This window comes from Butyricimonas sp. BSD2780061689_150309_C8, assembly GCF_015560935.1.
Classification (GTDB): domain Bacteria; phylum Bacteroidota; class Bacteroidia; order Bacteroidales; family Marinifilaceae; genus Butyricimonas; species Butyricimonas paravirosa.
In genome coordinates, this window is sequence record NZ_JADMSV010000016.1 from 56001 (window position 1) to 82212 (window position 26212).

16 protein-coding genes are annotated in these 26212 nt (G+C 44.4%); 7 read left to right on the top strand and 9 right to left on the bottom strand.

The features are described from left to right. Window positions 1-221 precede the first annotated feature (221 nt). A complete protein-coding gene (locus tag I2I33_RS12685; RefSeq protein WP_087422315.1) occupies window positions 222-866 on the top strand; it encodes a DUF6266 family protein in 645 nt (214 codons plus the stop codon). A 297-nt stretch (window positions 867-1163) separates the two neighbouring features. Here the strand turns inward: I2I33_RS12685 and I2I33_RS12690 are convergent, their stop codons facing one another. After that, complete coding sequence (locus I2I33_RS12690; protein WP_026207779.1) at window positions 1164-2024, bottom strand: RNA polymerase sigma factor RpoD/SigA; 861 nt, start codon at window positions 2022-2024, stop codon at window positions 1164-1166. Window positions 2025-2122: 98 nt separating this feature from the next. Next, window positions 2123-3592, bottom strand: a complete 1470-nt coding sequence (locus tag I2I33_RS12695; RefSeq protein WP_229128293.1) for a trypsin-like peptidase domain-containing protein — start codon at window positions 3590-3592, stop codon at window positions 2123-2125. A gap of 223 nt (window positions 3593-3815) precedes the next feature. Between I2I33_RS12695 and I2I33_RS12700 the strand changes: the two genes are divergently transcribed. The 4 genes from I2I33_RS12700 (at window position 3816) to I2I33_RS12715 (ending at window position 10207) form a co-directional block, all read left to right on the top strand. Beyond that, window positions 3816-6359 (top strand): DNA translocase FtsK, encoded by a 2544-nt coding sequence (locus tag I2I33_RS12700; protein ID WP_087422316.1) that lies wholly within the window; start codon window positions 3816-3818, stop codon window positions 6357-6359. A 277-nt stretch (window positions 6360-6636) separates the two neighbouring features. Further along, window positions 6637-7557 carry a CPBP family intramembrane glutamic endopeptidase gene (locus I2I33_RS12705; protein WP_195666816.1) on the top strand — a complete coding sequence of 307 codons (921 nt, stop codon included), beginning with the start codon at window positions 6637-6639 and terminating at the stop codon, window positions 7555-7557. 127 nt (window positions 7558-7684) lie between these two features. After that, window positions 7685-8890 carry an aminopeptidase C gene (locus I2I33_RS12710; RefSeq protein ID WP_087422318.1) on the top strand — a complete coding sequence of 402 codons (1206 nt, stop codon included), beginning with the start codon at window positions 7685-7687 and terminating at the stop codon, window positions 8888-8890. Between the two features lie 120 nt (window positions 8891-9010). Next, window positions 9011-10207, top strand: coding sequence for an FprA family A-type flavoprotein (locus I2I33_RS12715; RefSeq protein ID WP_027203024.1), 1197 nt, complete (start codon window positions 9011-9013; stop codon window positions 10205-10207). Window positions 10208-10332: 125 nt separating this feature from the next. On the opposite strand, the gene I2I33_RS12720 is transcribed toward I2I33_RS12715, so the two are convergent. After that, the gene (locus I2I33_RS12720) at window positions 10333-12633 is read right to left on the bottom strand and encodes a bifunctional dihydroorotate dehydrogenase B NAD binding subunit/NADPH-dependent glutamate synthase (RefSeq protein ID WP_087422319.1); all 2301 of its coding nucleotides are present in this window, start codon (window positions 12631-12633) and stop codon (window positions 10333-10335) included. Window positions 12634-12739: 106 nt separating this feature from the next. Between I2I33_RS12720 and I2I33_RS12725 the strand changes: the two genes are divergently transcribed. Next, window positions 12740-12889, top strand: a complete 150-nt coding sequence (locus I2I33_RS12725; protein WP_162613858.1) for a hypothetical protein — start codon at window positions 12740-12742, stop codon at window positions 12887-12889. A gap of 130 nt (window positions 12890-13019) precedes the next feature. Then, window positions 13020-13358, top strand: a complete 339-nt coding sequence (locus I2I33_RS12730) for a translation initiation factor (RefSeq protein WP_087422320.1) — start codon at window positions 13020-13022, stop codon at window positions 13356-13358. Between the two features lie 75 nt (window positions 13359-13433). Here I2I33_RS12730 and I2I33_RS12735 read toward each other — a convergent pair whose 3' ends face one another. The 6 genes from I2I33_RS12735 to I2I33_RS12760 all read right to left on the bottom strand — a co-directional run bounded on the left by I2I33_RS12735 (window position 13434) and on the right by I2I33_RS12760 (window position 26166). After that, complete coding sequence (locus tag I2I33_RS12735; protein ID WP_087422321.1) at window positions 13434-14636, bottom strand: YncE family protein; 1203 nt, start codon at window positions 14634-14636, stop codon at window positions 13434-13436. A gap of 46 nt (window positions 14637-14682) precedes the next feature. Further along, entirely contained in the window at window positions 14683-17034 is a 2352-nt protein-coding gene (locus I2I33_RS12740) for a TonB-dependent receptor (RefSeq protein WP_140402621.1), read from the bottom strand. A gap of 236 nt (window positions 17035-17270) precedes the next feature. Further along, window positions 17271-21515, bottom strand: a complete 4245-nt coding sequence (gene glgP, locus I2I33_RS12745; RefSeq protein WP_087422323.1) for an alpha-glucan family phosphorylase — start codon at window positions 21513-21515, stop codon at window positions 17271-17273. 9 nt (window positions 21516-21524) lie between these two features. Next, window positions 21525-22865, bottom strand: coding sequence for a glycoside hydrolase family 57 protein (locus I2I33_RS12750; protein ID WP_027203028.1), 1341 nt, complete (start codon window positions 22863-22865; stop codon window positions 21525-21527). A 25-nt stretch (window positions 22866-22890) separates the two neighbouring features. Then, window positions 22891-24174, bottom strand: coding sequence for a glycosyltransferase family 4 protein (locus I2I33_RS12755; protein WP_317193315.1), 1284 nt, complete (start codon window positions 24172-24174; stop codon window positions 22891-22893). Window positions 24175-24219: 45 nt separating this feature from the next. After that, on the bottom strand, window positions 24220-26166 hold the full coding sequence (locus I2I33_RS12760; RefSeq protein ID WP_087422325.1) for an amylo-alpha-1,6-glucosidase: 1947 nt from the start codon (window positions 26164-26166) through the stop codon (window positions 24220-24222). Between the last annotated feature and the right edge of the window lie 46 nt (window positions 26167-26212).

Consider the following 26212-nt stretch of genomic DNA (forward strand, 5'->3'; position numbering starts at 1 on the left):
CGTCACTCGCAAGTGACACGGAGAAAGCACGGAGAAAGTACGGAGAAACCCTAGCCAAACAACGAGCAAACAGCATATTACAAATACACCTATCTACACGATGCTAGCGAATCAATGTATCTAACATTATTTAACTTTTACAACCGGGGTATTAAAACCATTTCCTATATTATATAAGAAAGGATCCTTTCAAATTAATAATCACTTAAAACCTAAAAGTTATGGCTGAATATCAAGCGCCAATGGCTGAAAAATTGAGAAAATCCGTGGGAAATGTAACGTATTACATCATGCACGGTAAAACATTCGCCCGGGCGAAAGTCGCACACGTAAAAAACGCGAAAACCCCAAAACAACTTCGTCATCGAGCAACCTTCACGATGCTCGTACAATTAGCACGGGTACTAATCGAAACGACTCGAACCGGTTTCCCAGAAAAAGCGAAGGGGCGTTCCTCGTCGAACGAGTTCATGAGAGCAAACAAAAACTTCGTGGAAGTGGATGAAAACTACGAAGCCACGATTGACCTCGAAAAGCTACAGGTATCGGGCGGCAAACTGCCCTGTTTCTTCGAAGTCACGGTAACGTACAACGCCGACGGCAGGATGCTCACGTTCCAACAAGAAACACAGTCGAACTCGTTGCTGAACAGTGACCCGAAGGATCTTCTCTACGCATCCATCCTCGAAACCAAGACAAATCTCAGCGGGATCGTATCATTAAGAGCGCGGGGAGAATCGGGGGTAACCTCGATCGAATTACCCGAAATCTGGACGGTGGAAAATTGTAACGTCTATCTTTTCGCCACTTCAGAAAACGGTTACCTGGCCTCTCCCTCCCAACACGTGAAAATAACAACCGCGTAAAACGGGAAGAAGCTGATTTTAGGAAGGATTGTCCAAAAGTCAATTTTGAAAAACTACCCCCACTAACTCCCCCTTACACAGGGGGAGAAACCGCTTGGTAATCAACTCTTCCCCTGCGTATGGGGGGAGCTGAGGGGGTAGTTTTAACACTGGATAAGACTTGTTAGACGACCTCTCTATGTGCATTAGATTTATAACGTAAAGTGAAACTGTCAATACTCTTGACCTATTAACGAAAACGATGTCAATAACAGGTCAATAAAAACATAAAAAAAAGCGCCAGTTGGCGCTTTTTATTTATCCTAGATAAGTTTTTAGTAGCTTACTTCTGGAAGAGTGTCGCAGACGGCGAATAGCCTTTTCCTTGATTTGGCGAACACGTTCGCGGGTTAACCCGAACTTCTCACCGATTTCTTCCAATGTCATCTCTTGACAATTGATGCCGAAAAACAAACGAATAATATCGCGCTCTCTTTCAGTCAACGTGGCCAATGCCCTCTCGACTTCCGTTGACAAGGACTCGTTAATTAACGTCTTGTCCGCGACAGGAGAATCATCGTTTACCAATACATCGAGCAAGCTGTTGTCCTCCCCCTCAACGAAAGGTGCATCCACGGAAATATGACGGCCGGACACTCTCAAAGTATCGGCAACTTTTTCAGCCGGTAAATCCAATGTCTCTGCCAACTCTTCCGGTGACGGGCGACGTTCATGTTCCTGCTCGAAACGAGAAAATGCTTTATTGATTTTATTCAAAGATCCAACTTGATTCAAGGGCAAACGCACGATACGCGATTGTTCTGCCAATGCTTGCAGGATAGATTGGCGAATCCACCATACGGCATAGGAAATAAATTTGAATCCCCTCGTTTCATCAAACTTCTCTGCCGCTTTAATCAAACCCAAATTCCCCTCGTTGATAAGGTCCGGAAGGCTTAACCCCTGATTCTGGTATTGTTTTGCAACAGATACCACGAAACGAAGGTTTGCCCGAGTCAGTTTCTCCAAAGCCCGTTGATCTCCTTTCCGGATTCGTTGGGCAAGCTCAACTTCCTCTTCAACCGTAATCAAATCCTCCTTACCAATCTCTTGCAAGTACTTGTCAAGAGAAGCACTCTCTCTGTTCGTTATAGATTTTGTTATCTTTAGCTGTCTCATAATCTTCTAATATTCTCCCCCAAATATGTCGCAAAGGTAGAACAATTTATCCATAAACCAATATGTTAAAATCGACACCTTTCCAATATTAACGTTTTTTAATTCTGTAAAGATAAAGCGTAGTACTCGACACGTCCTCGCGGCGAGATAGTTGTCACAAGAACACCCTCATTTTCTGCCGCTTTCAGCGCCCGTACCAAATCGTCTTTATCATAAATCACCGTGTTATTAATTTTCACGATAATATATCCTTCATCCAAACCAATCGCTTTAAAGGGGCCATTCTTTATATCTATAATTTTCACTCCCCCGTTCAAGCGATAGCGATAACGGTCCTCCCGACTCAACGGCTCCACCGTGGCTCCTAGTATTCCGGTATAATTCTTATCTACCAAGGCAACATCACCATACGTATTCTGGAGTACCACATCCAAATCTTTTAATTTTCCTCCACGACTCACGGTCACGGAAATAGTCGCTCCCGGGTGATATTTAGCCAATTGGCCCTGGAATTCCGGTCTTGTCTTTATCTCGATACCATTAATACGTTTGATTACATCTCCTTTCTTTATTCCGGCTTTAGCTGCCGCCCCGTTAGGTATCACGTCATATACATATATTCCGCTCACTTCATCCGTTCCCAGTTCTTTCGCCACGGCAGGCGTCAACTCGTCTCTCCACATGGATATTCCCATCATCGCTCTCTGAACCGTACCGAACTCCTTCAAATCCCCGACAACTTTACGAGCAATATTCGAAGGCACGGCAAACGAGTAACCCGAGTAAGAGCCTGTCGGGGATTCAATTGCCGTATTGATCCCAATCAATTCTCCCTTGGCATTCACCAACGCACCCCCACTGTTACCGGGGTTCACGGCAGCATCTGTCTGTAAGAATGATTCCAGACTCATCTGACTCCGGTTTATTCCCAACTCTCTCGCTTTGGCACTGATAATTCCCGCTGTAACCGTTGAGGTTAAATTATACGGGTTACCCACGGCCAAAACCCACTCTCCCAACTCCACGTCATCCGAATTCGCATACTCCAGATAAGGAAGTCCGTTTGCTTCTACTTTTAATAACGCAATATCCGTGCTAGGATCTGTTCCGATTACCTTGGCCTCGTATTCCGTCTTGTTATCTAAGGTCACCGTAATCTTGTCGCTCTTGTCGATCACGTGATTATTCGTGATAATATACCCGTCCTCAGAGACAATTACACCCGACCCAATACCCATTCTTTGCGGGGTTTCCCGTGTACGCGGGGCATAACCGTAAAAAAACTCCAATAGTGGGTTACCTATATATTCCCGTCCCATTTGTACTGTTTTGACATGAACAACAGCCGGAACTGTCTTTTTGGCAGCCTCCCTCAAATCCACGCTACCCGCTCCCCCAACAGGAAGAGCCGTGTTAGACGCGAGTGAAACAGGACGAACCGCCGCGGGAGATGCAATTTCCAATTGTGAAACCGGTGCAGCACTTTCCCCTCGAATGGCATCTATCGCCACGAAAGCAAGGCAACCGCCAACAACCCCCAGTCCTAAATTTAAAAATGATTTTCTCATTGTCATATCTTTATCTCCTTTATAGATTAAACGTAAAGTATCCACATTTTGTTTGTATATTACAATATTAGCAATATCCTTGCCAACTGACTATTAAGAAATTCTTAATTAATATACCTTAACTATGTTTTGAAGCGTGCCAAAATCTTTTCATTCCAAATCCTAAATTCTAAATTTTACATTTTGTATATTTGTACCTGCGATTTCGATAATTTCAATTTACATGATAACACGTATAAACAATAAAAAGAGTGGTAAAACACGTACCCCCTATTCCTTTAATTTTCTGAAGGATCCCCGGACACGTGTAGTTGTTGGGCTGATTTTTATGCTATTTTCCATTTACCTGCTGGTGTCCCTCGTCGGTTTCTTTTTCACCGGTGGCATGGACCAGAGTCTGATCGATAAAGAGACCCGGGAATTAATGACCAACCCGGATATTGTCGTCGGAAACCCGGGACGCAAACTAGGAGCGTTTCTTTCCGATTTGCTCATAAACCGGTGGTTCGGAGTTTCGTCATTCATATTCTGCTACTTGCTATTTATCATCGGGCTACGTATTGCCGGACGGAATATCAAGAAATTCGGGAAAAAGATCATCATTAGCTTTGTCCTAATCATCTGGTGCTCCTTGTTATTGGGATATATTTTCACGTTCTTACCCACAGGATACGTATTCCCGGGCGGGGCTCACGGTTATTTCGTGTGTTTTTGGCTTAACTCATTTATCGGAGAGATTGGCTCATTCTTCCTGTTGATTGTTTCGTTTGCAGCCATTCTTTTCTTTGGCTTCGAAAACGCTTTCAACAAATGCGTGACCATGATCAAGAATTACTTCGCTCGTCGGGTTCAACTCAAGGAAGAAAGGGCCTTGGCACGAGAAGCCGCTCTTGCCCGGAAACGAGAAGAAATGGCAAAAACAGAAGAGCCGGAAGACCTGCAAGAAAAAGAAGAGGACATAGATACTGAAGAAAAAGAGAAATTGGATATCGAAACGGTCCCGCCTGTTGAAGATGAACTTTTCCCCCGTCATGAGTTTGACACGACCGATCCGGATGAATCAGAAAAACTGGAATTGCATGATCCGGAAGAGGAATTCACGACAGAACATCACTTCGATTTATCCGTGGACAAGAACCCCGAAAATCAAGATGAACACAGAGAAGATACTCCCCCGCTCACCAATGACGATATTGAATTGACCGTTATGGCTGACAAGCTGGAAGAGCAATTAACCAAAAACTTGATGCCGGACACGGAGTACGACCCGACTCTCGATTTATCGAATTATCAATATCCCCCGCTGGAATTACTGGAAGAACACTCTTCCGGTTCGCAAAAAGTAACAGCGGAAGAACTCGAAGAGAATAAAAACACGATTATCGAGACATTGCGCCATTATAAAATAGAGATCACCAAGATCAAAGCGACCATCGGGCCAACTGTCACGTTATACGAAATTGTCCCCGCTCCCGGTATAAAAATCTCGAAAATCAAAAACCTCGAAGATGACATCGCGTTAAGCTTGTCAGCCTTAGGCATACGAATCATTGCCCCGATCCCCGGAGCCGGAACCATCGGTATTGAAGTACCGAACCAGAATCCGGAAGTCGTTTCCATGCGGGGAATCATCGCATCCAAGAAATTCCAAGAATCCAAATATGCCCTTCCGGTAGCACTGGGACGAACCATCTCGAATGAACCTTACACGTTCGATCTGGCAAAAATGCCCCACTTGTTGGTAGCCGGAGCCACGGGACAAGGTAAATCCGTGGGCTTGAATGCCATTATCACATCGCTCTTGTATAAAAAACACCCGTCACAATTGAAATTCGTGATGGTGGACCCTAAAAAGGTGGAGTTAAGCATCTACTCCGTCATCGAAAAACATTTCTTGGCGAAGTTACCGGATGCAGAAGAAGCCATTATTACCGATAACGACAAGGTCGTGGCCACACTCAACTCTCTCTGCATCGAGATGGACAGCCGCTACGATCTGTTGAAACAAGCTCACGTGAGAAACATCAAAGAATATAACGAGAAGTTCGTGAAACGGCAACTGAACCCGAACAACGGTCACCGTTATCTACCTTATATAGTAGTAGTGGTAGACGAGTTTGCCGACTTGATCATGACCGCGGGTAAAGAGGTGGAACAACCGATTGCCCGTATCGCCCAGCTGGCCCGTGCCGTCGGGATTCACATGATCATTGCCACGCAACGACCTTCCACGAACATCATCACCGGGGTCATCAAAGCCAACTTCCCGGCACGAATAGCCTTCAAGGTGGCCTCCATGATCGACTCCCGCACTATTCTGGACTCACCGGGAGCCAACCAGTTGATCGGCCGCGGGGATATGTTGATTTCCAAGGATAGCGAGATGGTACGTGTACAATGTGCCTTCGTCGATACCCCGGAAGTAGATGCCATCACGAAATTCATCGCGGATCAACAGGGTTACCCGGAAGCCTACGCACTCCCCGAATATGTTTCCGACACGGAAAACGGGGTGAGTGGTGACATCGATCTCGGGGTAAAAGACCCGTTATTCGAAGAGGCCGCCCGTTTGGTAGTGAACACCCAACAGGGTTCAACCTCCTCTATCCAGCGACGTTTCTCCATCGGCTACAACCGGGCTGGAAGAATCATCGACCAACTGGAAGCGGCAGGCATCGTGGGACCATTCGAGGGTAGTAAAGCCCGTCAAGTACTTATCCCCGACGAGTACAGCTTGGAACACATTCTTAAAACCGTGGAGTTTTAAAAATTTAAAATGAAAAATTTAAAATTTAGAATGGAAAAAACTACCCCCTTTGGCTCCCCCTTACATAGGGGGAGAAACGAACGCAAGAAAACGTTTCAATGTTATAATGTAGCGTGTCTTCCCCCTGTGTAAGGGGAAGTTAGAGGGGGGTAGTTGGAAAGATTGAAGTTAAAAGATAAAAACTAAAAGATAAAAGTTGAATGTAGTAAATCTAGAAGGGTGATTTCGTGGGTGGAAATTTAAAATCTAAAATCTAAAATTTAAAATTAATAAGGTCATGTTTTTAGAAAAGTCATACAGAGGTAACAACAAATGGTATTTTTACATTCTCACGCTAATCATCGTGTTTGCCGCGGTACAAGTAGCGTCCATCCCGTTAGCAATTTACAGTATCATCATGAATCCCGAAATACTAAGCGGGGGAACGAATAACATTCTGGCTGTCACGAACACGAACCTGGGCCTGGCACTCATGCTATTCACGTTCGCCGGAGGCGTCATCGCACTTCTGTTATGCGTGAAATATTTCCATCACAAGAAACCGACGGATATACTCACGGGCCGAAATCGTTTTGACGTGAAACGGGTATTTTTCGGTGCCGCTATATGGGGCCTCTTGACCATCGTCCTACTGGGTGCGCAATACGGATTCGGAGACACGTCTAACCTCGTGTTCCAATTCCAACCATTCAATTTCATCATGATGTGCATCGTTATCCTGATTTTCATTCCCTTCCAAGTGGCATTCGAGGAATTTATTTTCCGGGGATATCTGATGCAAGGCAGTATCCTACTTTTCAAATACAGATGGGTAGCCCTATTACTTACCGGTTTTGCCTTCGGATTACTCCACGGATCTAACCCAGAAGTGGATCGTTTCGGTTTCTGGGTAGCTATGCCGCAATACATTCTGATGGGATTACTCCTTGGACTGGTAGCCATCTGGGACGACGGGCTGGAATTGGCCCTGGGATTACACCTAGCCAACAACGTCATTTCCTCCCTCGTGGTGACACACGACGCCTCGGCCCTGCAAACACATGCCCTGTTCAAGGATATGGCGCCAACGGCCTCACACATGGATACCGTGGTCATGCTCGTGTGCGGGATCATTTTCCTTTGGGTTTGTAACCGAAAATATAAATTTTTCTCCAAAATCAACTTGTGGGGAAAAGTTGAACGGGAAGTCATCGAGTAAAAGAAGTTCTTAAAATTTTCTTAATACTCGTGTCACTTTCATGACATTGCCAATAAAATAGTATCTTTGGCGGTAAACAAAAACACGATAGCAATTATATTAATCTATAAATCGAAGTTTCAAAAAAATGAGAAAAATTACATCTTTAATGTTCGCTCTCATCTTTGGGCTGTCTTTCTTAGCTAATGCTCAAGATGTTCAAAAGGACCAACCGAAAGGTTACCAATTCACTGATATTAAGAGATTACCGGCAACTTCTGTAAAGGATCAAGCTCGTGCAGGTACCTGCTGGTCATGGTCCGGAATCTCGTTCTTCGAATCAGAAATGATTCGTATGGGCAAAGAGCCTATTGATCTTTCAGCCATGTATATTGTAAGACACGCTTACAGCGACAAAGCGACCAAATTTGTTCGCCTGCATGGTAGCATGAACTTTGCTGTTGGTGGAGCTTTCTGCGACGTGATGCACGTGATCAAAAACTACGGTATCGTTCCGATGGACGTTTACATGGGATTGAACTACGGTGAACCAAACCACGCTTTCGGAGAAATCGACGACGTGTTGGCCGGTTATATCAATGCCGTTATCAAAAACTCAAACAAAAAATTAAGTACTGCATGGAAAAAAGGCTTCGACGGTATTCTGGATGCTTATCTTGGAGAAGAACCCGAAAAATTCGAATACAAAGGTAAAGAATATACCCCGAGAACTTTCGCTGACGAAGTTGTTGGCTTGAACATGGATGATTACGTGAGCTTGACCTCATTTACTCACCACCCGTTCTATTCTCAATTTGCTATCGAAGTACCGGACAACTGGTTATGGGGAATGTCCTACAACTTACCGATAGATGAACTGGCACAAGTCATGAGCAACGCTATCGACAACGGTTACACTTTTGCTTGGGCTTCTGACGTGAGCGAAAGAGGTTTTCAAACCTCACAACCCGGAGTTGCCGTGGTTCCGACAACTGACACGAAAGAAATGAGCGGTGCCGAAATCGCTAAATGGGAAGCTATGCCTAAAGGAAACCAAACTCCGGATGCCTTCAGACAAGGTCCAGCTCCTGAAAAAGAGATTACGCAAGAAATGAGACAACAAGAGTTCGACAACTACCTGACCACCGATGACCACGGTATGCACGTGATCGGTAAGGCAAAAGACCAAAACGGTACGGTTTACTATATCGTGAAAAACTCTTGGAACAAGTATAACAAATTCGGTGGATACTTCTACGCATCTGAACCTTTCATGAAATACAAAACCATGAACATCATCGTTCACAAGAATGCCATCCCGAAGGATATCCGCAAAAAACTTGGAATCAAATAAATCCACTCTATAAGGAGTTCGAGAAAAACTATAAAAAAAGGCCGTTAATCCATCCGATTAACGGCCTTTTTTTCATAATTTCGCGAGAGCGAAAAAGAAATACATAAAATTATAATCAATATGAATCTAGCGAGAGAAATTAAGAAAGACATTTACTGGATTGGAGTCAATGACAGAAGAACGCATATCTTCGAAAATTACTGGCCTCTTCCCAAAGGTGTTGCTTATAATTCTTACATCATCGTGGACGAAAAAGTGGTAGTCATCGACACGATCGAAAGAAGCAAAATGGATGACTACGTGGAGAACATCGAACAGTTACTGAACGGGCGGAAAGTGGATTATCTCGTGATTAATCACATGGAACCCGATCACACCGGAGCCATCAAAGCTTTATTATGCCACTACCCGGACGTGAAAATCATCGGTAACGCCAAGACTTTCCCCATGCTGAAAAACTTCTACGGGGTTTGTGAAAACTTGATGGAAGTGAAAGAAGGCGATTCTCTCGACCTTGGAAAACATAAATTGAATTTCTACATGGCACCGATGCTGCACTGGCCGGAAACGATGGTTACTTTCGAATCAACCGAAGGTATCCTGTTCAGTGGTGACATCTTCGGAGCGTTCGGAACACTTGACGGTGGCATCTTTGATGACGAGGTTGACCTGGATTACTTGGAAGAGGAAATCAGTCGCTACTATTCCAATATTGTTGGAAAATACGGTCAACCGGCTCAAACTGCACTGAAAAAACTCGGAGGTCTTCCGATCAAAATGGTATGCGCTACCCACGGGCCGATCCGTCGTTCGCACATTGCCGACATCGTGGCTAAATATGACAAGTGGAGCAAGTACGACACGGACAAGGGTGTTGTGATCGTGTTCAGTTCCATGTACGGGAACACGGAAAAAATGGCTGATATAATCGCTCGTTTCTTGGCTGAAAAAGGAATCAAGAAAATCCGTATTCACGATGCATCCAAAACTCACCCGTCATACATCATCAACGACATTTTCCGTTATAAAGGAGTTATCCTCGGAAGTTGTGCTTACAACGGTAACGCCTTCCCGACCATGGAAACCCTATTGTTCGAATTGGAACACATGGGCGTGAAGAACCACGTGGTGGCCTTCTTTGGCGGAAAAGCATGGGCTGGCGGTGCAATGCCCCGTTTCAACCAATTCGCTGAAAAAATCAAATGGGAAGTGGTTGCTCCTTCTTGCGAGGCTTGCGGTTGCCCGAAAGATGAAGATTTCGAAACGTGCCGCAATATCGCCTACGCTATGGCAGATAAACTGGACGAAATCTGTTGATTTCAAACGATATGAAAAAGGAGAGCGGGTATTTCAAACATACTCGCTCTCTTTTTTTCTATACAAAAAAGAACAGCCCCATTCACCATGAGGCTGTTCTTTTATAGGTAACAATAAATTCTATTCTAGTTCGCTTTGAACATCTCATCTATATGTTTGGCAGCCCGACGACCGTCACCCATAGCCAAAATTACCGTTGCTCCACCTCTCACAATATCCCCCCCTGCAAAGAACTCTGACAAATTAGACTGCATCGTTTCGTCATTCACCACGATCGTACCTTTACGTGAAATTTCCAATCCTTTCACGGAGTTCGGAACAATCGGGTTAGGAGAAACCCCCACGGCTACAACCACCACGTCTGCATCAATCGTGTACTCGGAGCCTTCCACCGGCACGGGACTACGGCGTCCACTAGCATCCGGTTCACCCAAAGCCATCTTCTGCACCCGTACCTGTTTCACACGTCCCCGTTCGTCGGCAATATATTCCACCGGATTAGTCAACGTGATAAACTCGCATCCCTCTTCCTTGGCATGTTTCACCTCTTCCAGACGGGCAGGCATTTCCTCCTCGCTCCGACGATAAACGATCATGGCACGTTCCGCACCCAAACGTTTTGCCGTACGCACGGAGTCCATTGCCGTGTTACCACCACCCACGACTACCACGTTCTTTCCGCGATATACCGGGGTATCGGAATCTTCACTATCGGCACCCATCAGATTTACCCGAGTCAAGTACTCGTTGGAAGAAAGGATACCATTATAGTTTTCTCCGGGAATATTCATAAACCGGGGAAGTCCGGCTCCTGAAGCCACGTAGAAAGCCTTGAAACCTTCCGCCTTCAAATCTTCCACGGAATCCGTCATTCCCACGATAAAGTTGGTAACGAATTTCACACCGATCTTCTTCAGATTATCAATCTCCACGTCTACCACACTATTCGGCAAACGGAATTCAGGAATACCGTATTTCAACACACCGCCGATCTCGTGCAACGCCTCGAACACGGTTACATCGTAACCCAATTTTGCCAAGTCTCCTGCACACGATAACCCGGAAGGTCCGGAACCGATAACGGCAACTTTAATTCCATTGGCATGGGCAACTTCCGGCACGGTAATATGCCCGGATTCTCTCTCGAAATCCGATGCAAAACGTTCCAGATAACCGATAGCAACCGACGGTTTCTTCAATTTCTGTAAATAAAAACACTTGGATTCACATTGTTTTTCTTGAGGACAAACCCGACCGCAAACTGCGGGTAAAGCACTCGTGCGTTTCAGCACGGCAGCGGCCTGCAAAAACTCGCCTCTCTCAATGTTTTTCACGAATCCGGGAATATCAATACCCACGGGACAACCTTCCATACAAGTCGGGGTCACGCAATCCATACAACGGGTAGCCTCCCGCATAGCCATATCGGCCGTCAGGCCTTGATTCACTTCTATACGCTGACTCTTGATACGTTCTTCCGGTGCGGTTTCGGGCATGTGAACACGTTCAATAGAAGTACGTTCCTTCCCAGCCACCTTCTGACGCAATTCCTGACGCCAAGGTTCGTTCCGGTCGCTCACGCCATGAGTATGTTCGGATTCCTCTTGCTTTACCTCGACATCATGCAATTTGGCCACCTCGGCATCCTTGAATCCACCTAACCGGGACAAGATCTCGTCAAAATCAATCAGGTGTGCATCGAACTCCGGTCCATCAACGCAAGTAAAGCGGGTCTTTCCCCCCACGGTTACCCGGCAAGCTCCACACATTCCGGTTCCGTCCACCATCAACGCGTTCAAACTGGCCACTGTCGGGATATCATATTTACGAGTCAGTCTCTCGCAGAATTTCATCATGATTGCCGGTCCGATGGTCACGGCCAAATCTACTTTCTCACGTTTGATCACCTCTTCCATACCTTCCGTGATCAGACCTTTTTTTCCATAGCTCCCGTCATCCGTCATGATAATCACTTCATCCGAAGAAGCCCGTATTTCATCTTCCAGAATCACCAGATCCTTATTACGTCCGGCAATTACTGAAACCACCCTGTTTCCTGCCTCCTTGAAAGCTCGCACTATGGGCAGTAGAGGAGCCACGCCAACACCACCACCGCAAGCCAACACGGTTCCGACCTTCTCGATATGAGTCGGTTTTCCGAGAGGACCTACCAAATCCGTGATATAATCCCCCACTTCCAAAGCGCACAATTTCCGGGAAGACACTCCCATCACTTGTACCACCAGTGTAATACTTCCTCTTTCCAAATTAGCATCAGCAATGGTCAACGGCATCCGCTCGCCCTTCTCTCCCACGCGTACAATCACGAAATTACCCGGTTTACGGGCCTTTGCTATCAATGGTGCCTCAACTTCCAGCTTTACAACTTTTTCTGAAAAATAAGTCTTACTTAAAATTTTATTCATAGTCTATAGGTTAATCTATTCTACTTATTTCAACCCCGCTATCGTTTTCGATTTCAAGCCGCAAAGATAACGAACCCCTTGGAAAAAACAATTTTTATTTCGATTAATGACAAGATTAATTAGAAGTAATCAAAAGATCAAACGCCACCAGAAATTCACGCATACTTCCCCGATATTACAAAGCCAGTCCTCAAACGACAATGAAACGAAGGGGGAACGTCTGTCATTCGCTTATCGTTCCTTATCTCCCGCTTAACTCGCCCCAAACCGAACACACAAAGTAAAGTAACTTCCTACAATCTGTCATATCGGAAAACTCACGCCATTTCGTGACAATCCGAGTAATATTGCTATTTTTGTTCCCGAAAACAAATTATACAGACATCATGGGCAATAAAAACGATAAAAAAGAGCGGATTAACGTGGTTTACTCCACGAATCCGAATTACCAATACGAATACAATCAAGAAGAAGAGCAGGAAACCCTAGCCCCAGAAAAACAAAACCTGCGGGTGACTCTCGATTCCAAACAACGCAAGGGCAAAACTGTCACCCTCGTACAAGGTTTCGTGGGTACGGAAGAGGATCTGAAAGAACTGGCCAAGCTACTAAAAAACAAATGTGGCGTGGGCGGCTCCGTGAAGGATGGAGAAATTATCATCCAAGGGGAAGTAAAAGAAAAAGTGTTGACTATTCTCCGGGACAACAAATACCGGGCAAAATAAAAAGATCGGCTAAGCAAGAGGGCTTTCCAGTTTATGAAAAGTGGAAAGCCCCGAGCTATTGAAAAATACAGATTATTATTCAAACACGAGAATATCCATAAGGGTTCCCTGCGTTTTCACGATCGGAGCAGAACTACATTGATCAGTTTTGCGATTATAGGTGAAAATTCCCGTTCCATTTTGTTCCGTTGCCAAACCAAAAAGAATGTCGTCCCCGTATTTATTTATTGCACAACTATATCCATTCGTGCGAGGAAGATTCAAGGCTTTCATCGTACAATTATATAAATCAGCTTTCAAACAGTAATTTGTCTTCTCGTTGATGTAATCAGGACTGGCACTAGCAAATGCCGGACAATAAGCTAAAACGTACAATTCTCCATTCCCGGCATAAAAGTTAGAAATAGAATATTGCAATTTACCCCCTTGAACTCCTTCCACGTTCATGTCACTCATATTAAAACAGTACTCCGGATCAAATTCCGTCGCTCCTTTTTTAATTCGTAACAATCCGAATTTCTGATCCGGGACATAACCATAAGATCCCCAACAAGTCACGTAAAGATCCCCTTTTTCATCAATAAACATACCGCAATCAAAAATAGATGCCGCGGAAAGTCTCGTGTCATGAATAATCTTTTCCGGCGTATCGGTTGCCTCATCAATGATCAAAATATGCGCACCACTTTTACAAATAGGCATCTGGTCAAATTCACCACACCCGACATAGAGTTTCCCATCCCGCAAGATCAGTCCCAGCGGGTTCGGAGTACTACTTCCGTCAAGCCCATACTCAGGCTTGGCAACATTAATTTCCCCTGTTTTTACCATGGTTGTTGGATTAAATATAATGATCTTGTTATCGTTCGGAGCGGATGCATAAGCTTTCGTAGTCGAAACGAAAGCAATAGAAGCACACATGGGAGCAGCCGTTGCCACTTCCAAACGTCCTTCCAGTTTCAAGGTCCCATTATCTTGTCGGGAATATTTTATAATCGTTCCCTCCGAAGTCCCCGGCACGTAGAACACCCAATCATTATAAGACATCAAATAAGGAGTAATTTTGGTTTCAACCGCATTCGTGTAAGACATCGTTCCGACATTCATATCCTGTATCGGTACGATATATCCCATATCCGCCTGTGGCTGCATATTAATACCCACGATGATCGACGCTTTACCATCGTTATCATCATCATTTTTGTTATCATCCGTACATGACGTTACAAACAAGGCTGTACATAGAAAAGCCCCCAGAATAAAGAGATTGTTTTTCATTGTGATTTACTTTATTTATATATTTCAATTAAAATTCTCAGGCACATCACCATTTCAACGTCGTGAACCGAATCTTAGCCATGATCGTCCGCCCCGCCAACGGGTAATTAAAATTAGTCATCTCATCCGTATCAAACAGATTATGACATTCCACGCCAAACAAAATTTTCCGGTTCATGATCCCGTACTCCATCCCGACCGTATGCAGGCAAGTAGAAGGTATTTTATAATCCTGATTGCGACTAAGCTCGTATCCATAATAGTATTTATCCGTGTAGCCGCCCTCGTAATACGCTCTGGCATACTGTCCTTTACCACCAAAGGGATTATCCTTCCGGTAATCCAGCATCCAGTTGAAAAAGAGAATCGGGATATGAGGCAATTGCATTTTATAGGTCTCACTTTCGGTGTTTGTTCCCGCTATATATCTTGAATAATCCAATGATTTCTGCCAGGTAGCATTAAATGATACAAACCAATTACGATTAATATCCCATTTGATTTCACCGTCCACCCCGTACAACAAAGCCTCACCCAGATTCTGGTATTTGGAATACCCCACAACAGAGGTCAAATACATCATGTTCTTCACTTTCATTATATAACCGTTCGACTCGAATTGTAAACGGGAATTCGCGTTATAATAACGGTCAAACATGATACCCAGATTATAATTATTAGCTTGTTCGGCTTTTAACTCCGTGCTTGTCAACGTCGTTACACGATCTCCCAAAGCCTCCTCGTAACGAGGAAGGCGAAAGTTATGTTCCAAGGCAAACTTCACCAACCAATGAGAAGATAAATCGTATTTCAAAGCAAGACTGTATCCCCAATACTGATCAGATTTATCCGTCTCTGCCGGAACGGCATCCCCCGGATAAGCCAAGTTCACAGTTTTCCCCCCTAAATGATAATAATAATGCCGTCCCGTCAGAACTGACGTCAAACGTCCTTGAAACCACTTATTCTGTAAAGCGATAGAACTGATCATTCCCGATATATTTGATTTCAAACCGCTATAATCCTTTTTCAGAAATCGATCGGCAACAGTGTCCCGGGTTTCATTGCTCACGTAACGGAAATCATTATTAATATTGACCAGCATTTTGTTCGGGACCAAATGATATTGCAAGTTCAAGTTATAACGATAATCCATCATCCCGTCATCCGACAAGTTCGGGACATATCCCACTTCTCCGCCATACGTGTTGGGAACACGATCACCATAAAAATCATAAAGGAAGGACGAAGTATCGATTAAAGCAGTATGAGTATAAGTAACCATTCCATTGAATTTTAAATCCAATTTCTCGTGCAAAAAATGTTTTTTCTCCAGCTTGGGATTTATACCGACTGTCCAGATTTTTGTCCGGGCATGACGGATATTTGTTTGTACTCCCTGGGTTTCTTTATAACTGTAATACCCGACAAATTCCAACTCGGCCTTGTCAAAATAATGATCCAGAAATTTAAGCGTCGCCCCGAATTCCCCCATTTTCAACTGGTCATGATCCCGTTTGATTTTCAAATCATTGACATAGGGAGAAGTGATCGTGTAATCATTTTTAGCAAAGGTTCCTCCCGCAAAAAGCGTAAAAGCCATATTCGCTTTATCAAAATAATGAGAAATACAAGCAGTAGGATTATGCACACCGTAAGACTGGTAGCTATACGACAAATCATAATATCCATGTTCGGCATCTATCGTCACCACATTAATCGCACTTCCTAATCCATCTCCCCCGAATTCAGGCGGAACAATCCCCTTGTATATCTCGATGCGATCGATGAATTGCAAAGGAATATCATTAATGGAAAAACTACCATCCGGGGTATTCAAGGCATAACCGTCCATGTATATCTGAACTCGATTTCCTTCCAATCCCCGGATATTAACTTTTGTTTGGTTACCGACACCGCCTGTTTGTCGTAATTTCACCCCTGTTTGGTGATTCAATACCTCCGTGATCGTGGTTCCACGTCCTGCCAACTGTTTTCCATCAATAACGGCAACTGGAGTCCCCTGACGTTTCACGTCATGGATCTCTTTTCTTTCCCCTTTAGCTGCAACGACCACTTGGTCTAGAGATTTCATATCTACCTGCATATAAACATCCAACTTCAATTCTTTGTTCGCCTCGACCTTCACTTTCTTGATGACATCTCTCATACCCACGAACGAAAAATGGAGTTCGTACTCCCCGGCAGGAATATTTTTAAAAAAGAACTCGCCCTTGGCATTTGTCCCCGTCCCCTTCTTTAGAGAATGTATAACAATATTTACTCCCGCAATAGGCGTGTTATCAGAGGAATCTTTCACGACCCCGGAAATCGTCTGCCCGTTAGAGAAAAGAATATTTCCAACAATAAAATAGATCCAAATATAAAAACACTTCATAACATACACGAATTAATTAATAATTAGTATTCTAAAGAATATTTTAATGAATGAACACTAAAAACATTAAATAGTCGTGCAAAAGTATACGGCAGATCAATTTACAACAATCCCTATTAATAGGGAATGTTTATCGTAAACTCCTTACTAATAAGGACAATTAAAACAAAATGCGGCTCCAAAGTCCTATATTGAACTTGGAGCCGCATTTTTATTAGTATATACCCGATACTATCCTACACCCATTTCACCAAAGCAAAATCCTGTCTGTGAGGAAGTAATATATTCTTCGGGAATATTCTCAATCCCAGCATAAAGATTCCGGGATCATCGGGAGTCACTTCAATGGAATACATGGCCTTCCCGTTCTCGAAAGAGACGGGTACGAATTCCTGTGTGAAACACACCTCGATCTTCTCGTCCTTTTTCATCATGGCAACCAATTCGACCCCGATGTCATCAATAGACAACTCTCCCAGATCAAGTACCACTTTCCCCTGGTAAGATTTACCCAAAGAGATAATCTGTTTCGATTTATCGGGAAGAATCAATGCATCCACCTGCACGGATTCCCATTCCCGGCTAACTTTCCTCTTCCACTCTGCAATCTGCGTGGCTAAAGCATAGTTGTTCTCACTCAAACGATGGAAACGGCGAGACATCGGTATATAGAACTTATCCTCGTAATCCGTCAGCATCCGATTACTCGTGAAGTTTGATGCCACCTTAGCAATCGTGTTCTTGATGAATCCCGACCACTTGCCGGAGATTCCATTCTCTCCCCGATCATAGAACGCCGGGGCGATTTCCGATTCGATAATATTATAGATCAACTCGGCATCCAACTCGTTTTGGAATTCCTGGTTCTCGTAGGTCCTTTCCATCGGTAACGCCCAACCTGCATCTTTCTGGTAGCCTTCAACCCACCAACCATCTAACACGCTAAAATGCATGACTCCATTCATGGCAGCCTTCTCTCCACTCGTACCGGAAGCCTCCTGCGGACGAGTCGGGGTATTCATCCACACGTCCACCCCTTGCACCATACGACGCGCTAAGTCCATGTCGTAATTCGGAAGGAACAATATTTTACCCAAGAACTGCGGGTATTTGGAGATCTCCACAATCCGCTTGATCAAATCCTGACCGGCCTGATCTGCCGGGTGAGCTTTCCCCGCGAAAATAAACTGGACCGGACGATCCGGATTATTCACGATCTCATTCAAACGATCCAGATTACTGAATAGCAAATGAGCCCGTTTGTAAGTAGCGAAACGACGAGCAAAACCTATGGTCAGAATATCATCCCGCAAGGTGTCTTGAATCTCCACGATTTGGCGCGGCGTGAAATAAGCCGTACTCTTCTCGTCAGCCAAACGATGCTTTATATGACGGATCAAGCGGCTTCGTAAAACCATACGAACCTCTTTAATCATCTGATCCGGAATTTGGTAGATTCCTTCAAAACACGTTTTATCGTAATGATGAGTCTTGAATTTCTCACCAAACACGCTCATCTGTATTTTCTTCCATTCCGGAGCCGCCCAAGTCGGGTAATGCACTCCATTGGTTACATAACTGATGTGTAACTCTTCCGGCATATATCCCGGCCATAAATTCTTGAATATATCCCGACTGACTTTCCCGTGCAACCAGCTAACCCCGTTCACCTCCTGCGATAAGTTCGCTGCCAGAAAACTCATGGAGAATTTCTCGTTCGGATCATTCGCATTCACACGTCCTAACCCAAGCAACTGTTCCCACGTGATTTTCAAACGTTCAGCCACAAACCAGAAGTAGTTTTTCAACAGGTTTTCTGTAAATGAATCATGTCCTGCCGGAACCGGCGTATGCGTGGTGAAAAGCGAAGACGCCCGAACAACTTCCATGGCTTCGGCAAATGAAAGTTGATCTTCCGCCACGTATTCCCGCAATCTTTCCAACCCGGTAAATGCCGCGTGTCCCTCATTACAATGGTACACATCCGCCTGGATATTCAATTTCCGCAAGGCCCGGATTCCCCCGATACCCAACAAAATTTCCTGTTTCAAACGATTTTCCCAATCCCCGCCATACAGGTAATGCGTGATACTCCGATCGCTTTCCTGATTATCCTCGAAATCCGTATCCAACAGGTACAATTCTACCCGTCCGACATTTACCTGCCAGATTCGGGCATACACCTCGCGTCCGGGGAATGAAAGACTGATTGTCAACCAATTGCCTTCAGCATCCCGAGCCGGAGATACCGGTATCTTCGTGAAATCCTGAGCCTCATATTCAGCCTCTTGATTACCCGCGGCAGAGAATTTTTGGGTGAAATAACCGTAACGATACAACAAGCCGATACCCGTGATCTTTGTTTTTTTGTCACTAGCCTCTTTCAAGTAATCTCCGGCCAACACGCCAAGACCTCCCGAATAGATTTTCAGAGAAGCGTGTAACCCGTACTCCATACTAAAATAAGCAATGGAAGGATCATTCATTTGCTTTTTCTCCTCCATATATTGGGAGAATTTAGCGTACACGGCTGCCAGACGGGCAACAAACTCCTCATCATTCTCCAATTCTTTATAGCGATTCAAAGAAATCTTATCCAATAACGCTATCGGGTTATGCCGTGTCAACATCCATTGCAAAGGATCGATGCTTTTAAACAAATCAACGGCCTCCTCGTTCCAACACCACCACAAATTATTCGCCAACTCTTCCAAGGCACTCAATTTGACCGGAATTGAACGATGGATGATCACGCTGATCCAGTTCGGAACATTTGTTGCCGTCTTTTTCTCTATGAATGACCATTGTTCCTCTTCCACAACCGGAATTTCATTCACCCGTCCGTTTACTTTATCTATCGCGATCTGATAAGCCTTCTTGTAATATGAAACCAAATTTTCCCAAAGTGCAATCTTCGATACCTCTTTGGCATTCTTGGCTACAGCTTGGTACTCTTTTTTGTTTAGTCTGGCAATCGCTTTTATTTTATCGGCAATTTTCTCGACCACTTCTTCGTTATTCCGGTCATCCCGTTCAATCACCTCAATTCCCGGGTGTGCTTTTTTATAATAGGACTCAACCCACAAGCCGAAACCGGCCAAAGTTGTCGTGATCGTCGGAACTTTAAATGCCAGACTCTCCAAAGGCGTGTATCCCCAAGGCTCGTAATAAGAGGGGAAAACGGTCAAATCCATTCCCACAAGCAAATCATAATAAGGCATGTTAAACACACCGTCATTACCATTCAAATAGCTTGGAGAGAAAAAGACCTTCACCCGGTCCCCCGGTTGATTCGATAATTGTTGTTCCTCAATCTTACGCAATACCGGATCATTTTGCGGGTCCGATAATTCATGTGTCACGTAAGGATGTGTGATTTCGATCGCCTGGTAAGGACGTTCCAAATTATTCAGTAATTCCAGATTTGCCCCCTTATGTCCTGCCGGCACCAGAATAAACGCCAAAATATCCCGTTTATTATCTACATCCCGGTTCAAACGCCCCAGTGCTTCAACAAACACGTCCAAGCCCTTATTTTTAAACTCGTAACGTCCACTGATACCCACGATTAAAGCATCTTCCGCGACCGCCCGGCCCAATAAAGCCTGCGCCACTTTCAACAGTTTTTCACGTCCTTGCTGACGCTTAGCGGGATAATCCTCCTCGCTGGGGGTGAAACTGTTCTCGAAACCATTCGGGGTGACAAGATCCACTTGCTTACCCAAGAAATGTTCACATTCTTTCGCGGTAATGTCACTGACCGTCGTGAAACAATCCGCCCATTCCGCCGCCTTACTTTCTAGGGATTGTTTGGAATCCACGCCAAAACGATGGGCCGTTTCCACCGGATTGTAATCCTTCATCGGATCATAAAGAGGCAAGCCGTTCCCGGCAATACTACGTCCTAACACGGTGGCATGAGTGGTGAACACACATCCCACTTGTGGAAGGGCATTTTTCAGGTACAACATACCGCTTCCCGTCATCCATTCGTGGAACTGGGCAATAATACGCTGACGAGGAGATATATGGTAACGAACAAAACTCTCAATCACTTTTCCCGCCGTGTAACCGAATAACACGGGTTCGATGTAATCCCATTGTCCGGTTAACGAATCCACCTGAAACTTCTCCCAGAAAGAAGTCAATATCTGATCCTTCTGGGGAATAAAAGAGGTGAAATCCACCAAAATAGCCACAGGGTTACCGGCTACATTCCATCGCCCTACCTTAATACGCAATCCCTCCTGTGCCGCTTTCACCCGCCACGATTTAAACAAATGGGCATCCTCCGTGAATTCCGGATTCGGTTCATTATACCGCCACACGTCCGGGCCGATCAATATATGGTTGTTTTTGAATTCCCCGGCCAAACTCAACACCTTTGTTGAAATTACCGTGTGAATTCCCCCAACCTTATTACATACTTCCCAACTTACCTCGAACAAATAGGCGGGATCTTTCAATTCCAAATTACTCATATTTAATTTTTAATGTTTTGACTTCACTTGTTTCTCCTTAGTACTCACCTTTTTCGTCGCCTTCGCAGCACTCTCCGCACTTTTTACACGAGGAGTCCGTTTCTTTTTTTCCGGACTTTTCTCTTCTTCGGTGATTTTATTGCCCGCAATATTACGCATTTTTTCCATATCTTCCACACGTGCGACAAAATCACTCAACACATTCATATAATTTATGAATGCTTCATACGGGGTTTCATAAGGTGAAACGTAACGATGGTAGTCGTTATCGGAGAACAGTTTCGTCCTCATATAATAGAAATGATCACTAGCCTGCAAGCGAGAGTAATCCTCGTTCAGCTCCGGATCATTTAATGCTTCCACTTTAGGTTGTATTTTGAATAGCTCTTCAAAAGCCTCATTTTGTAACTCATTTCCCAACCATCCGGTAATATCCTTTTCTTCATCCGCCCATGAAATCGGGTAAGGCACGTGTAAAGGAGCCACCGGCTGATGTTTTTTCACCGCCTCACTCGGGGTCAGGAATTCAAAATCGGTTGTCGAGAATATATATTCGGGTAAAGAACGCATAAACTCGAAAATTCCGGTCTCTGCCAATTGGTTTTCACCAAACGTTTCGTAGTTCATAAACAAATTCACGATCTCACTATCTTGTGTGCTATCTTTTAACCAACGGGCATATTTATCTGCCGTGAGAGGCCATTCATGCCAGCTATGATCTGAAAAACGCAGGGTCAAGTCGTCGCTCAACCGGGAATTTTTCAATAACAGTTTCAACCGGGGATTCATCACGTTCGTGTAAACGAAATTCGGACTCTTCCACCCCAACACATGCTTTGCCCCATCAGTCAGCATAGATTCAAATCCCATGGCAGCCACTCGCTCCCCGATCTGATCGGAATAAATCAACGAACTATTTCGCAACGTCACCGGCTTCTGCCCGAACAACTCTTCCATTTTAGCTGCATGGCGCTGTACTTGTCTCTCGAATTCATCGGTATCAGACAAGGATGCCAAAGAGTGAGCGTATGTCTCGGCCAAAAACTCCACGCTACCGGTCTTTGCCAATTCCTTGAAACTTTCAATCACTTCCGGGGCATGAAGAGCAAATTGTTCCAATGCCGAACCGGAAATAGAAAAACTCACCTTAAAATTCGTTCCGTAACGCTTGATCAAATCCATGATCAAATGATTCATCGGCAAATAGCATCTCTCTGCCACTCGTCGTATCGTGGAACGATTCACATACTCGTCAAAATAATCATGACGTTTACCTATATCAAAAAAACGATACCTTCTTAATCTTACGGGTTGATGTATCTGGAAATAAAAACATAATGTCTTTTTCATAATTTTACATTTTAAATTTTAAACTCTAAACTCCCAATACGTCCTTGTACACTTCCTCTACTTTCGACGCTGCATTCTCCCATTTTAACTGGTTCACCTCGTCCAATCCTTCTTCTCCGGCCATTTTACCTAAAGCCGGATAAGCTAACAGACCATATATAGCATCAGCCAGTGCATCAACATCCCAATAATCAACTTTTATAGAATGTTTCAAGACTTCCGCTACCCCAGACTGTTTGGAAATAATCGTGGGAACTCCCGCACGCATCGCCTCCAATGGAGAAATTCCGAAAGGCTCGGACACAGAAGGCATCACGTACACGTCACTATACAAGAACATCTTCTGAACATCATCACCTCGTAAGAACCCGGTAAAGTGAAACTTCGTGGCTATTTTCAATTGTGCCACACGCCGAACAGAACGATTGAACAAGTCACCGCTACCGGCCATAACAAACCGGACATTCGGGAAACGTTTCAATACCTTGTTCGCCGCTTCGATAAAATACTCCGGTCCTTTCTGGAAAGTAATTCTACCCAAAAAAGTAACCACCTTTTCTTTCACTCCACGATCAACTTCAACATCTTCACGTGTTTGAAAATCCACGGCGTTATGGACTGTCACTACCTTATCCGGATTAATCCCGTAACGATTGATCACGATATTTCGTGTCAGATTACTCACTGTAATCACCCGGTCGGCAGCCTCCATTCCACGCCTCTCTATATCATACACCTGCTGGTTGACATTCTCCCCACTTCGGTCAAATTCCGTGGCATGTACATGGATCACCAACGGTTTACCCGAAACTTTCTTCGCCACAATCCCGGCCGAATAGGTCAGCCAGTCATGCGCGTGGATAATATCAAAATCCTGTTGTGCCGCTATCGTCCCTGCCACCATGGCGTAACGGGCAACTTCTTCCATCAGGTTTGTTCCGTATTTACCGGAAAATTGGAACTTGTTACGGAAAACGATATGCTCTGAATGTTCCCCCGTCTTGATGGTCTCCTTTACCGTTCTTTCGAAGGTTTCCGGGTCCAGATAGGGAACAAGATTCGAACCGATCTCCATAAAGTTTACATTCTGCCAGTATTCATCTAAATTTGAATACTCGCTCATCATTTCGACATCACTCGCATTAATGATTTTCACGACGCTTTGATCCTCATCACCTCCGGCCTTCGGCATGACGAACATCACCTTGACGCCATGTTTCGCCAAGCCTTTCGTCAACCCGTAACTGGCCGTTCCCAAGCCCCCTGCAATATGCGGTGGAAATTCCCACCCAAACATCAATACTCTTATGCTCATAATATATTAATTTGCAAATTCGGAAATGGTCTAATTCGATTAATTTTCATATTTCCTTATCAATTTCATACTCCTAAGTACCTCTCCGACACTCCATGCCTGGGAAATACTTCCATTCGGATGATGTGGTGGATCGCCATCATACACTTCAGCAATCGAACACAAACCGTAAAGTGCCATATCTTCTTCAAATCCTTCCAACAATTCTTTCGCCTCCGGCAAGAACTGTTTCCCGTAAAGTTTAAGATTTGCCTCTATATACGCACCGATTAACCAAGGCCACACGGTTCCCTGATGATAAGCGTTGTCCCGCTCATCCTGATTGCCTTCATAATGCCCGTGATATTTCGGATTTTTGGGAGACAAAGTTCGTAAGCCTTTCGGGGTCAACAACTCACGGGTAACCACTTTCAGAACCCTCTCCTTCATATCATCCGTGATCGGGGAATAAGTTAAGGAACAAGCAAATACCTGATTAGGTCTCACATCCAAATTCTGCCCTTTTTCATCCACATAATCAGCTAAATATCCCTTTTCCTCGTTCCAGAATGTTTCCACGAATGAAGTACGAATCAATTCGGACATATCCTTCCATTCCTTTATAAAAGTATTATCTTTTGCCTCTTCAGCTAATTTCAGCATGTAACAAACCGCATTGTACCAAAGAGCATTGATCTCCACGGCATAACCGGCTCTCGGGGTCACGGGAACACCCCGCACAACAGCATCCATCCATGTCAGTGCTTTTCCGGGTTGTCGGGCCCAGATCAAACCATTCGCATCCATTCTCAACCCGGGATTCACACCCTCTCGAAAAGCTGTCAGGATTGATTTCATTTTACTTCCATAATTTTTCCATACCATCCCCGGCTCTCCTAACGCTTTATCGTACTCCAGCACGGCCCAAAAGAACCACATGGGGGCATCTATCGAATTGTAAGCAGCCTTATCCCCTTTACCAATGTTCGGGAACAAACCATCGTGTAGCTGACGAACCATCGTGTCAAGTACTTCTTTACAATTTCTCAAATCTCCCCCGGCTGCTAATGTCAAACCCGGAAGGGCAATAAACGTGTCGCGTCCCCAGCGCCCGAACCACGGATAACCGGCAACAACCTCCGTATCTTTGCCTTCATGAACAATAAACTGGGATGCCGAATAAGTCAAACAACTTTCGAAATCATCCCGACGCTCCCGTTTATTTTCCATTTGCTGGAATTTACGTTTCAGCGTGGAAGGCTTTACCTCTTCGGTTGAAGCTGAAAATATAATACTTTCCCCTTTTTTAATCGGTACCTCAAAATAACCGGGAACAAACAAGTCTTCCTTATAATCATATCCCCGGTTCTTTTCCTCCAAGTATTCTATATTATAATACCAATCAGGCACGGGTACAAACTCGTTCGCCTTGCTCAACTGCATATTCAAAGCCGGAAAACCGACATACAATTTCGAACGTATACCATTTTCCACGTGATCGAATTTCGTGTTTGCCATCATATTCGCCTTGCTCAAAGCGTGAACGTTCCGGTAAGCCAGAAACGGTTTCAACCGCAAGTACGTTTCCGAATGAGCATCTTCCAATGTATAACGAATCATCAATTGAGCCTCATTATGCACCATCAGAATCTCTTTCTTCAACACAACGCCTCCCACCCGGTAAGTCAACGTGAATAGCGGATCGTATTCCAAATCCACGATATATTTATGTCCCCGCGGTTCATATACCCCGGGATATTTATGGATCCCCAAATTAAAAGATTGCCCGTGTTGAACAACCGTTTCATCCAAAGAGGAAAGTAATACATGATTCTCTCCCCCGAACTCCGAGATCGGCAATACAAGTAGTCCATGATACTTCCTCGTGTTACAGCATACGACCGTTGTCGAAGAATACCCCCCGGCTCTATTCGTTGATAAAACTTCTCTCTTCAAAGAATATTCCAGATTTACCAATTCTTCTTTGTTGAAATTTAAATAACTCATAATCTAATTTTAGATTTTAAATTTTAGATTTATGATTCAACAATTA